The organism is Rhodococcus sp. NBC_00294 (assembly GCF_036163995.1).
Classification (GTDB): domain Bacteria; phylum Actinomycetota; class Actinomycetes; order Mycobacteriales; family Mycobacteriaceae; genus Rhodococcoides.
Map to the genome: position 1 here is coordinate 4,230,772 of NZ_CP108043.1, position 11,196 is coordinate 4,241,967.

Consider the following 11,196-nt stretch of genomic DNA (forward strand, 5'->3'; position numbering starts at 1 on the left):
CTCAGAACTCTGGAGGATCAGTGAGCGACAGCAGCACCGACGAGTACGACGTCATCGTGATCGGCGGAGGGCCCGTCGGCGAGAACGCGGCGCAGTACGCGATCGCGGGCAGTGATCGCACTGCCGCCATCGTCGAGCACGAACTGGTGGGCGGTGAGTGCTCGTACTGGGCCTGCATGCCCAGCAAGGCGTTGCTCCTGCCCGCCTCCGTGCTGAACCAGGCCCGAGCGATGCCCGGGGTCCGCGAGATCGTCGGCGACGCGCGACTCGACGTCGACGCGGTGTTCGCCCGCCGCGAGAGCTTCACCCACGGGCTCGACGACTCCTCCCAGGTGTCGTGGGCCGAGGGCGCGAACATCCACGTCGTGCGCGGTCACGGCCGGGTGTCCGGCGAGCGCGAGGTGACAGTGGGCGATCGGGTCCTGCGCGCTCGGCACGCGGTGGTCCTCGCGACCGGCACCACGGCCACGGTGCCGCCGATTCCCGGACTGCGCGAAGCACTTCCGTGGACGTCCCGCGATTCGACCAACCTGCACGAGGTGCCGGAGCGGATCATCGTGATCGGCGGGGGCGTGGTCGCCTGCGAGTCGGCGACATGGTTGCTGGCCCTCGGCGCCGAGGTCACGATGATCGTGCGCGGAACCTCGCTGCTGGCCGGATCGGAGCCGTTCGCCGGGGCGGCGGTGGCCGACGCTCTGACCGCCGCGGGTGCGCGCATCCTGTTCGAGTCGCAGGTCGCCACGGTGTCGCGGCCCGACGCGCAGGACACCGGGTACGGCCACCTCCACGGTGGGCCCGCCTCGGTGACGATCGGCGACGACACACTCGAGGTCGACGAGATCCTGGTCGCCGCCGGCCGACGGCCGGCCACCAAGGACCTGGGGCTCGACGCGGTGGGCCTCCCCACCGGGGACCCGATCGCCGTCGACGACCATCTGACGGCGAAGGACGAGTGGCTCTACGCGGTGGGCGACGTCAACGGTCGCGCCCTGCTCACCCACATGGGCAAGTACCAGGGACGCGTGTGCGGCGACGTCATCGCCGCGCGCGCCGAGGGTCGATCGATCGACGGCAGCAGGTTCCGGGCGAGTGCCGACCACGGCCAGGTGCCCCAGGTCGTCTTCACCACCCCCGAGGTGGCGTCGGTGGGCCTCACCGAGAAGAAGGCGCGGGCCGCCGGTCTGCCGGTGCGGGTGGTCGAGATGGACATCGCCGTCGCGGGAAGCTCCCTGCGCCAGGACGACTTCGCCGGACACGCGTCGATGGTGATCGACACGTCGAGCGACGTGATCGTCGGATTCACGCTGGTCGGCCAGGGCGTCGCGGAACTCCTGCACGCGGCCACCATCGCAGTGGTCGGCCGCGTCCCGCTGGAGACCCTGTGGCACGCGGTCCCGTCCTACCCGACGATGAGCGAGGTGTGGTTGCGCCTGCTCGAGGCCGCTCGCAGCGGAAGCTAGCCGCGCGGCAGCGGCTGGGCGCGCCGTACGGACAGTGCTGCTCGCGCGGGGTCGAGTGGGACCGGGGAGATCACGACACCGGGTCCGACTCGCAGCGTGCCCGAGCTGATCGGCGCGGTGCGCAGACCACCGCGTCCGATCAACGCCTTGCGGGTGCCGTCCACCACCATGCTGTCCATCCACGCGCACGGGTGCGCGGGACGCCCCCCACGCAGGAGCACCGGGCCGTCACCGGTGTCGATGACGAAGTCCTCGCCCCGGAGCGGGTCGAGTTCGAGACCACGCACGACGATGTTGCGGCGGGCCACGCTCACGTCCCCGTCCCACGGCTCGTCGTCCGGGTGCAGGGCGTTCGCCTCGGCGACCGCCGTCTCCCACGCCTCGACGGCCAGGAACGTGATCGCCGCCTCGGTGTGCGCCTGGACGCCGAAGAACCGGTCGCCCCGGATGCCCTTCCCGGTCACCACCTCGACGGACGACGGCAGCTGCGTGCGTACGTCGGCGGCGGGCCCGTCCTTGCTGCGACCGAAGTAGGCATGTGACGGAGACACGAGAAGCTGCACGATCTCGATGGGACAGGTGAACGTCATACCCCGAGTGTGCTCACTCGGCTCTCCGTATAGTCGCCGGATGGGGCAGGGAGACTTTTCGACAGAGATCACCACGAGCGAGGGGCGGGTCCGCGGATTCGTCGCGCGCGGTATCGCGCAGTGGCGGGGCATCCCGTACGCGCAGCCGCCGGTCGGACCGCTGCGGTTGCGCGCACCGCAGCCGCCGACGGCATGGGAGGGCGTCCGGGACGCCACCCGCTGGGGTGACGCGGCGGTCCAGGACTCGGGCCGCTCCCCCATCGGTCCCATCAAGGGACAGGGCACCAGCGAGGACTGCCTGACGCTGAACGTCAGCGCGCCGGCCACCACGCCCGCCGGCCCCCGCCCCGTCATGGTGTTCATCCACGGCGGCGCCTACACGCTGGGAACGTCGGCCACCTCCATGTACTCGGGCACGTCGCTGGTCCGCCGCGGCGACATCGTCTACGTCTCGCTCAACTACCGGCTCGGCGCCCTCGGGTACCTCGACTTCCGACAGTTCTCGACGCCCGACCGGACCTTCGACAGCAATCTCGGGCTGCGGGACCAGGTCGCCGCGCTGCAGTGGGTCCAGCGCAACATCGCCGCATTCGGCGGCGATCCGGACAACGTCACCATCTTCGGCGAATCGGCCGGCGGCAACGCGGTCACCACGTTGACGACCGTGCCCGCCACGAAGGGCCTCTTCCACAAGGCCATCTCGCAGAGCTCGGCGCCGGGCATGGTCGCCACGTCCGACCGTAGCGAGAAGTGGGGACGCGACTTCGTCGAGTTGCTCGGTGCCACTCCGGACACCGCCGCCGACACGCTCGCGGGAGCCGACGTGGCCGACCTGCTGAAGGCGGCTCACCGGCTGGGTTCGAAGAGCCTGAAGGAGACTCCGGGGCTCATTCCGTTCGGCCCCAGCGTCGACGGGGACTACGTGCCGGAGGCGCCGCTCGAGGCGTACCGATCGGGCCGCGCGCATCCCGTCCCGATGATCATCGGCAGCAACGAGCACGAGGGCACCCTGTTCCCCAAGTGGCTCGACGCCCTTCCCACGAATGCCGAGCGCATCGACCGCCTGTTCGCGAACACCGACCCGTCGGCCAGGGATCGCATTCTCGCCGAGTACCCCGGATACCCGAAGGGCCTGTCCGCCATCGACTTCGGCGGCGACATCACCTTCTGGCGACCGTCGCTGGAGATCGCGGACGCGCACACCGAGCACGCGCCCACCTATGTGTACCGCTACGACTACTCACCGCGGTTGTTCGACCTGCTGAAGCTGTACTCGACGCACGGTTCCGAACTGTTCGCCGTGTTCGGCGTCTACCGCGCCCGCGTCGGGAAGTTCTTCGCGATCCTGGGCGACTGGGGCAGCTCGGTGGCTGTCACCGACGAGGTGCAGAAGCAGTGGCTCGCCTTCGCGAGAACCGGTGCGCCCGAGGCGGACTGGACTCAGTACGAGGTGCCCGGGCGCGCCACTCGGATCTTCGACAGCGCGACGCGGATGGAGAACGATCCGCTCGGATCCCGCCGCGCTGCGTGGGAGGGCTTCAGCGGCTACGACACACCGACCGGATCCTCGGCCGGTACGGAGAACGAGTCGTCGCAGGACTTCCGCTGATCGGCTACTTCACGAGACGGGACAGACGGCGGTCGGCGAGAATCCGGCCGCCGGTCTGGCACGTGGGGCAGTACTGGAACGACCGGTCGACGTAGGAGACCTCGCGCACGGTGTCACCGCAGACCGGGCAGGGCATGCCCGTCCGCGCGTGCACCCGCATACCGGACCGCTTCTCGCCCTTGAGCCGTGCCGCGTCCTGACCCTCGGACCGCGCGACGGCGTCGAGCAGGACCGAGCGCATCGTGGTCCACAGCAGGGTCACCGACTCGGGGGTGAGCGAGGCGGTGGTGGCGAACGGCGAGAGCTTCGCGGTGTGCAGGATCTCGTCGCTGTAGGCATTGCCGATCCCGGCGAGCAGTTGCTGATCCACCAATGCGGTCTTGAGCCGAGAACTCTTGCGGGCGAGTAGTTCCGCGAACTCCGGCTCCGTCACCGCGAGGGCGTCCGGGCCCAGGCGGGCGATGCCGGGCACCTCCTGCGGATCGCGCACGACCCACACGGCGAGCCGCTTGCGCGTCCCCGCCTCGGTGAGGTCGAACGCGGGCGTGAGCCCCTCCGGCGTGAAGAGATGGACACGGAGTGCGAGCGGCCCCTTGCCCGGCTTGGGCGGCGCCGACGACGGATTGTCCGTCCACCGCAGCCAGCCGCCGCGCGACAGATGCGTGACGAGCCAGAGCCCGCCGGCCTCGATGCCGAGGTGCTTGCCCCACCGGGCCGCGCCCGTGACGTCCTTGCCCTGCAGATCGGTGACCGGCGGGTCGAAGGTCTTGAGAACGCTCAACGCGGCCACGTCGATGCGCCCGATCACCGCTCCCAGCGCATGCTCACGGAGGAAGCCCGCGAGAGCCTCGACCTCGGGTAATTCCGGCACACCTCGACCCTAATCGGAAGTCACGGTCGATGGACGAGATAGGTGTCCATCACCCAGCCGGCCTCGGCCCGCAGAGCCGCCCGGCGCGCGACGATCTCGTCCCCGATGTCGTCGACGGGGCCCGCCAGGGTCACCTCGCCGGGCGTGCCCAGGTTCGCACCCCACCACACGTTCCACCCGGGCAGCGACCGGAAGCTGCAGTCCGAGTCGAGCATCACCACGGCCGCCGTGACGCCGTCGGGCAGGCCCTCGTCACGAAGCCGGCGACCGGTGGTGGTGAGGACCGGCTCCCCCACTCGGTTCATCACGATGCGGTGCGCGGCCGCGAGCGCCGACGGACTGGTGACACCCGGGATCACCGAGACCTCGAACGGGCTGTCGAGCACCGCGCGCACCCGCTCCACCACGCGCAACGTGCTGTCGTAGAGCGACGGGTCGCCCCACACCAGCATCGCGCCGACCGACTCGGACGGCTCCGCGTCCACGAGGTCGGCGAGCATCCGGGCGCGGAGGTCGTGCCAGGTGTCGACGGCGTCGTCGTAGTCCGACGGCGCGCGGTCGCGCGGCGGATCGGTGAACTCGACCACGCGATGGTCGGTCGGCACGTGCTCGCGCAGGATGCGGGTGCGGACGTCGACCAACTCCTGCTTCTGCGCGCCCTTGTCGATGACGAAGAAGACGTCGACGGTGTTCATCGCCTTGATCGCCGCGACGGTCACCTGGTCGGGATCCCCCGCGCCGATACCGATCACGTGCATGGTCCTCATCTGCCTGAGCCTAAGGTGTAGCCATGGTCGCGACGCCCTACGAGGATCTGCTCCGCCGCGTGCTCGCGGAGGGCACGCCCAAGTCCGACCGCACCGGGACCGGCACCACCAGCCTGTTCGGCCACCAGATGCGGTTCGATCTGTCCGAGGGATTCCCGCTGGTGACCACCAAGCGCGTGCATCTCAAGTCGATCGTGCACGAGCTGCTGTGGTTCCTGCGAGGCGAGTCCAACGTCGCCTACCTGCGCGAGAACGGCGTCACCATCTGGGACGAGTGGGCCGACGAGAAGGGCGACCTGGGGCCGGTCTACGGAGTGCAGTGGCGCTCGTGGCCCACACCGTCGGGCGACCACATCGATCAGATCTCGCAGGTGATCGACACCATCCGCCGCGACCCCGATTCCCGACGCATGATCGTCTCGGCCTGGAACGTCGCGGAGATCCCCGACATGGCGCTGGCTCCGTGCCACGCCTTCTTCCAGTTCTACGTCGCCGACGGAAAGCTGTCGTGCCAGCTGTACCAGCGCAGCGCCGACATGTTTCTCGGCGTGCCGTTCAACATCGCGAGCTACGCCCTGCTCACGCACATGGTCGCCGCGCAGACCGGCCTCGAGGTGGGCGACTTCGTGTGGACCGGCGGCGACTGCCACATCTACGACAATCACGTCGACCAGGTACGCGAGCAGTTGACGCGAGACGCGTTCCCCGCCCCCACGCTCCGACTCGCTCCACGTGACTCGATCTTCGACTACACCTTCGACGACATCGAGATCGTCGACTACCAGCACCATCCCGCGATCAAGGCACCCGTCGCGGTATGACGATCGGGTTGGTGTGGGCGCAGGCGCACGGCGGCGTCATCGGCAAGGACGGCACGATTCCGTGGCGGGTGCCCGAGGACATGGCGCACTTCCGTGAGGTCACGGGATCCAGCCGCGTCGTCATGGGACGGCGTACCTGGGACTCGTTGCCCGCACGGTTCCGCCCTCTGCCAGGCCGGACGAACATCGTGCTCAGCCGTGACGCGTCCTGGTCCGCGGAGGGTGCCGCACGTGCCGCCACGATGGACGAGGCGCTGCTCGGCGGCCACGACACGTGGATCATCGGCGGCGCGGACATCTACCGGCTCGCCCTGCCGCACGCCGATGTCGTCGAGATGACCGAGATCGATCTGGACGTCCCCGGCGGCGACACGGTCGCTCCCGAGGTACCGGCATCGTTCACCCGGACCGAGGGCGCCTGGCAGACGAGCAGCGCATCCGATGTTCGCTATCGATTCGTGCGCTACACGCGCTGATTCGCCGCGCCGGGGCCTGCTGAGCGGGACAATACGACGCATGGACAAGAAATCGCTGACCGCGCTCGCTCGGCAACAGCTGAAGCTGGCGAAGACCGCGTCCAGCGGGCGGAGTTCGCACACCGTCTACGGCGGACATCAGCGCAGCCTGCGGCAGACCGTCGTCGGCCTGGCCGCGGGCAACTCGCTGGCCGAGCACGATCTGAACGGGGAGTCCACGGTCCTGGTCCTCAGCGGCCAGTTGCAACTGGTGAGCGGTGAGCGATCCTGGAAAGGTTCCGCGGGCGATCTCCTCGTCGTCCCCGACGCCCGCCACAGTGTGGAGGCCGTCGAGGACGTCGCGTTCCTGCTGACCGTCGCGATGTAGGACGGGCAGGCCGGAGGACGGGCAGGCCGGAGGCCGGTCGATCGAAGACGGTCGTCAGATCTGTCAGACGGCGATGGCTTCGCCGCGTTCGCGGTCGCGGGCGAGTGCTCGGTCGCGTGACTCCTCGAAGCGCACCGCCTGCTTCTCGAGGTCGGCCAGGTAGTCGGCCACCATCTCGCGCAGCTTCTCGCCCTCGGGTCCGAAGTCGGTGCGCTCGAAGATGTCCCACTTGCGCAGCACCGGCATGATGACCTCGTCGAGGTGCTGGCGCAGGTCGTAGATGCCGTACTTCGCGATGAGGACGGCGTTGCGACGGAAGTCCGGCTGGTTGAGCCCCGGCATCTGGAAGTTCATGACGACGTCGGCGATCGCCTTCATCGTCTGATCCGGCGCGAGCTCGATGGCCGCCGAGCACATGTTGCGGTAGAAGATCATGTGCAGGTTCTCGTCGGCCGCGATGCGGGCGAGCAGTGCGTCGGCGATCGGATCGTTGCAGGCCTTGCCGGTGTTGCGGTGCGACACCCGGGTGGCCAGCTCCTGGAACGTCACGTAGGCGACGCCGTGCAGCAGGTTGGCGCCCTCCATCGGCGAGTCGATACCGACCGTCATGTGCTCCATCCGCGCCTGCTCGAGCGCGACGGGATCGACGCTCCGGGTGACGACGAGATAGTCGCGCATCGCGATGCCGTGGCGGTTCTCCTCCGCGGTCCAGCGACCGACCCAGGTTCCCCAGGCCCCGTCCATCGAGAAGTTCTCGGCGAGCCCGCGGTGGTAGGAGGGCAGATTGTCCTCGGTCAGCAGGTTGGTGACCATGGCCGCCTTGGCGACCTTCGACAGCGACGACTGCTCCGGCGACCAGTCCTGGCCGCCCAGCATCGCGAAGTTCTTGCCGTCGCTCCACGGGATGTAGTCGTGGGGGTTCCACGGCTTGGCCAGCGTCAGATGGCGTTCGAGATTGGTTTCCGCTACCGGCTGCAGTTCGCGCAGCAGCTCGATCTGTGACAGCACCTGTGGCATGAGGTTCCCCCGTGACGCGTCGTGTTCCGTCGACCTGGCCGGCCGACGAGAGGTGACGCTAGGACGGGTCCGATCGGGCCACCGCCGCCTTGCGTCGATGTTGGGACGAGTCGCAGGACGGTCCGATTCCGCCTGGCTCGGGTCACAGCGCCGCGAGAAAACGCGGGACGAAACTACACATATGAACTTTTATTGCCCTACAATCTGAACTTGCGCCCCGTTTTTGTGCGAGTGACGAGCCAGTCGACCGTCGACGTGGAGGGAAACCGCCACGTGACACGGAGTGGACGTACGGCTCGCCGACCGGAAGGAACTAGTTACGTGAGTGTCGAGAACACGCAGTCGTCCCAGGCGGCTGCGGTGGAGAAGAGCACCACCGGACTCATGGTGGCAGGCCGCACCGGCGTGCCGCCACGCGACCTCGAGAACGTCGCTCGTCGGACGGTGGGTCAGCCGGCTGCGGCCACCCGCACGTCGACACTCGGCGCGACCCTCCGGGCCGACGTCACGGAACTGACGGTGTCCTGCCTGTCCATGGCCGTCGGCGTCGGCGACGCACCCACCACCTCGGACGAGGACATCGCCGAGCTCGGTGGCCGCGCGGCGCAGTGGGCCCGCGAGGGTGTTCCGCTCCGCGCCGTCCTCGGCGTCTACCACGAGGGCATCCAGATGGGCTGGGACCTGGTGTCCGAGCGCGCGACGGGCAATCTCAAGGCTGTCGCCAAGGCGTTCGTCGCCCTGTCGGAGCGCATCTCGACGGCCGCGTCGGCCAGCTACGTCGACGAACTGCAGGCCGTCGCGAGCGAGCACCACACCGCCGCGCACACCGTCGTCACCGCACTGCTCAGTGGCCACAACGCTCGTTCGGTGGCCCGCCAGTCGGGCATCGAGCTCGCCGACTCGTTCACCGTGCTGGCCGTCTCCATCGCCGCGCATCCCGACGAGTCCAACCCCGCCCTGCCGCGCGCGGTCACCGCCCGTCGCAAGCTGCGCCGCGTGCAGGCCGAGCTGGCCCTCGTATGCGACCGCTCCCCCCTGTCGATGCTGTCCGCCGAGGGCGGCACCATTCTCGTTCCCGGCGAGCGCGACGACGAATGGGTCGCCACTCTCGTGGAGCGCATGTCCGTCGCCGCCGAGACCGCGGTCACCGCCACCGTCGCCACCAGTTCCGTCAACGACGTGCCGGCCGCCTCGGATCAGGTGCACGAGCTTCTCGACCTCGCCCAGCAGCTTCGTCGACCCGCCGGTGTCTACCGCATGACCGACCTGGTTCTCGAGTACCAGCTCACCCGCCCCGGCCCCGGCCGGGCGTACCTGTCACGCGTTCTCGTCCCATTGGACAACTCGCCCGAGCTGCTCGAGACCCTCGAGATCCACATCAACCACGACCTCAACCGTCAGCGCTCGGCGCGTCAGCTGCACCTGCACACCAACACGGTCGACTATCGCCTCAAGCGGATCGCGCACCTCACGGGGTTCGATCCCACGCGCCCGTCCGGAATGCGGCACCTGCAGGCCGCACTGGTGGCACGCAAGCTGGAGGCCATCTCGCCCAGCGCCTGACAGACATGTCGACCCGGTACAGTGCTGAGCGTCAGCCCGGCTCTCGCCGGGTCGGCCCTCGTAGCTCAGGGGATAGAGCAACCCTCTCCTAAAGGGTAGGTCGCAGGTTCGAATCCTGCCGAGGGCACCGAAAGCCCCGCTACAGTCCAGCCATGACGCGCGCGCTCCTCCTGGTGGCAGCCCTGCTCGGCTCACTCGTCCTGTCGGTGCCGGCCGCGTCGGCAGCACCGTCGACAACCTGGCTCTGCCGGCCCGGCACCGCGGATCCGTGTGGTGGTGGCACCGACGCCCCTGTCGACTGCTTCTACGTCTACCCCACCGCCTCTCTGCAACCGGCGCAGTCGGCGAACCTCGACGCGTCCCCCGAACTCGCCTTCGCCGCGGCGGCGCAGGCCCGCCCGTTCGACTCCGTGTGCAACGTCTGGGCTCCGGTGTACCGGCAGGCCACGCTGCTGAGCCTCGCCACGGCCGACGGTCCCGCACGCGACGCGGCACTCGCCGAGGCCTACGTGGACATCGATCGAGCCTGGACCGATTTCCTCGCGCAACGGGACTCGAACCGTGGTGTCGTGCTGCTCGGCCACTCGCAGGGGTCACGCATGCTGCGCACACTCCTGCAGAACCGCATCGAGCCGGATCCCGCAGCCCGAGAAGTGCTGGTGTCCGCGATCATTCCCGGCATCTCGGTGCGGACGTCGGACTTCACCACCGTCGCCCCGTGCACGGATGCGAGCGAGACCGGTTGCGTCGTCGCGTATTCAACGTTCTCGCGCACTCCCCCGCCCGACTCCCGCTACGGCGGCGACGGCATCCTCTGCACCAACCCGGCGTCGCTCGGGGCGAATGCCAGGACGCCGGTGCTGGGGCCGTTGCCGAACCTCACGGCGCAGTGCGACGGTGACAACGTGCTCATGATCGACGGCCCCGGAGCCTCGGCCCTGCCCACGCTGCCGAACGCGACCTGGGGGATGCACCTGCTGGACCTGACGATTCCGCAACAGACACTGGTCGATCTGGTGCGGTCGCAGAGCGCGGCGTTCACTGCCTGACCGCACACCGATTCCGTCAGGCGCACACCCGCTGCGGCCTGTTGATAGGGGTGTGCGCCCACCAGAGGGGGGGTGCACACCCCTACCGGGCCAGCATCTCCCGCACACCCACCGCAGCCCCGTGCGCGCTGGTCACACGGGGTGCGCACACGCGAACCAGACCCGCACGCCGAAGCGCACACCGATTCCGTGAAGCGCACACCCGCTGCGGCCTGCTGGGAGGGGTGTGCGCTCACCAGAGGGGGTGTGCACACCCCTACCGGGCCTTGCACCGAAGCGCACACCCACCGCAGCCGCGCGCGCTCATCACCCGGGTGCGCACACGCGAACCAGACCCGTACTCCGAACCGCACACCGGTTCCATCAGGCGCACACCCCTTGCAGCCTGCGGGAAAGTGTGTGCGCCCACCGGAAAGGGTGTGCACGCACTGCCGATCCCGTTCCGCCACAACAACTCCACCCGGCAGAGCGCCCACGGCACCGGCCCCACCCGCTGCGAGACGGCGGTCACAGCGACCGACCGGCTACACTTGGGCACGCTGCTGCGCCACTGTGCGCGGCGTACGTCGTGGAATCAGCACGAATTTTTCTTACGGCGATCGGAAC

11 protein-coding genes and 1 tRNA gene are annotated in these 11,196 nt (G+C 69.1%); 8 read left to right on the forward strand and 4 right to left on the reverse strand.

The genetic code is table 11. From position 1 onward, the window contains the following. Positions 1–20: 20 nt before the first annotated feature. Entirely contained in the window at positions 21–1,460 is a 1,440-nt protein-coding gene (locus OHB23_RS19790) for a dihydrolipoyl dehydrogenase family protein (RefSeq protein ID WP_328810225.1), read from the forward strand. On the opposite strand, the gene OHB23_RS19795 is transcribed toward OHB23_RS19790, so the two are convergent. Further along, a complete protein-coding gene (locus tag OHB23_RS19795) occupies positions 1,457–2,050 on the reverse strand; it encodes a molybdenum cofactor biosysynthesis protein (RefSeq protein WP_328810226.1) in 594 nt (197 codons plus the stop codon). The two genes, OHB23_RS19790 and OHB23_RS19795, sit on opposite strands and share 4 nt — an antisense overlap. Before the next feature lie 40 nt (positions 2,051–2,090). Here OHB23_RS19795 and OHB23_RS19800 point away from each other — a divergent pair, with 40 nt between their 5' ends. Beyond that, positions 2,091–3,659 carry a carboxylesterase/lipase family protein gene (locus OHB23_RS19800; RefSeq protein ID WP_222627719.1) on the forward strand — a complete coding sequence of 523 codons (1,569 nt, stop codon included), beginning with the start codon at positions 2,091–2,093 and terminating at the stop codon, positions 3,657–3,659. A gap of 4 nt (positions 3,660–3,663) precedes the next feature. Here the strand turns inward: OHB23_RS19800 and OHB23_RS19805 are convergent, their stop codons facing one another. Both OHB23_RS19805 and cobF read right to left on the reverse strand, forming a co-directional pair. Then, complete coding sequence (locus OHB23_RS19805; RefSeq protein WP_027504169.1) at positions 3,664–4,530, reverse strand: Fpg/Nei family DNA glycosylase; 867 nt, start codon at positions 4,528–4,530, stop codon at positions 3,664–3,666. A gap of 20 nt (positions 4,531–4,550) precedes the next feature. Further along, positions 4,551–5,297 carry a precorrin-6A synthase (deacetylating) gene (gene cobF / locus OHB23_RS19810; RefSeq protein ID WP_027504170.1) on the reverse strand — a complete coding sequence of 249 codons (747 nt, stop codon included), beginning with the start codon at positions 5,295–5,297 and terminating at the stop codon, positions 4,551–4,553. 23 nt (positions 5,298–5,320) lie between these two features. Between cobF and OHB23_RS19815 the strand changes: the two genes are divergently transcribed. From OHB23_RS19815 to OHB23_RS19825, 3 genes are read left to right on the forward strand one after another with little or no spacing between them, the layout of a single operon-like run. Beyond that, on the forward strand, positions 5,321–6,118 hold the full coding sequence (locus OHB23_RS19815) for a thymidylate synthase (RefSeq protein ID WP_056446937.1): 798 nt from the start codon (positions 5,321–5,323) through the stop codon (positions 6,116–6,118). Then, positions 6,115–6,594, forward strand: a complete 480-nt coding sequence (locus tag OHB23_RS19820; protein ID WP_027504172.1) for a dihydrofolate reductase — start codon at positions 6,115–6,117, stop codon at positions 6,592–6,594. Before OHB23_RS19815 ends, OHB23_RS19820 begins: the two co-directional genes overlap by 4 nt. A 40-nt stretch (positions 6,595–6,634) precedes the next feature. Further along, positions 6,635–6,961, forward strand: coding sequence for a cupin domain-containing protein (locus tag OHB23_RS19825; RefSeq protein ID WP_027504173.1), 327 nt, complete (start codon positions 6,635–6,637; stop codon positions 6,959–6,961). A gap of 63 nt (positions 6,962–7,024) precedes the next feature. On the opposite strand, the gene OHB23_RS19830 is transcribed toward OHB23_RS19825, so the two are convergent. Beyond that, positions 7,025–7,978, reverse strand: a complete 954-nt coding sequence (locus tag OHB23_RS19830; protein WP_027504174.1) for an acyl-ACP desaturase — start codon at positions 7,976–7,978, stop codon at positions 7,025–7,027. Between the two features lie 321 nt (positions 7,979–8,299). Here OHB23_RS19830 and OHB23_RS19835 point away from each other — a divergent pair, with 321 nt between their 5' ends. The 3 genes from OHB23_RS19835 (at position 8,300) to OHB23_RS19845 (ending at position 10,590) form a co-directional block, all read left to right on the forward strand. Then, entirely contained in the window at positions 8,300–9,541 is a 1,242-nt protein-coding gene (locus OHB23_RS19835; RefSeq protein ID WP_307095423.1) for a PucR family transcriptional regulator, read from the forward strand. A 54-nt stretch (positions 9,542–9,595) separates the two neighbouring features. Then, positions 9,596–9,668: transfer RNA gene (locus OHB23_RS19840), tRNA-Arg, on the forward strand. A gap of 25 nt (positions 9,669–9,693) precedes the next feature. Beyond that, the gene (locus OHB23_RS19845) at positions 9,694–10,590 is read left to right on the forward strand and encodes a DUF3089 domain-containing protein (RefSeq protein ID WP_328810227.1); all 897 of its coding nucleotides are present in this window, start codon (positions 9,694–9,696) and stop codon (positions 10,588–10,590) included. Positions 10,591–11,196 lie beyond the last annotated feature (606 nt).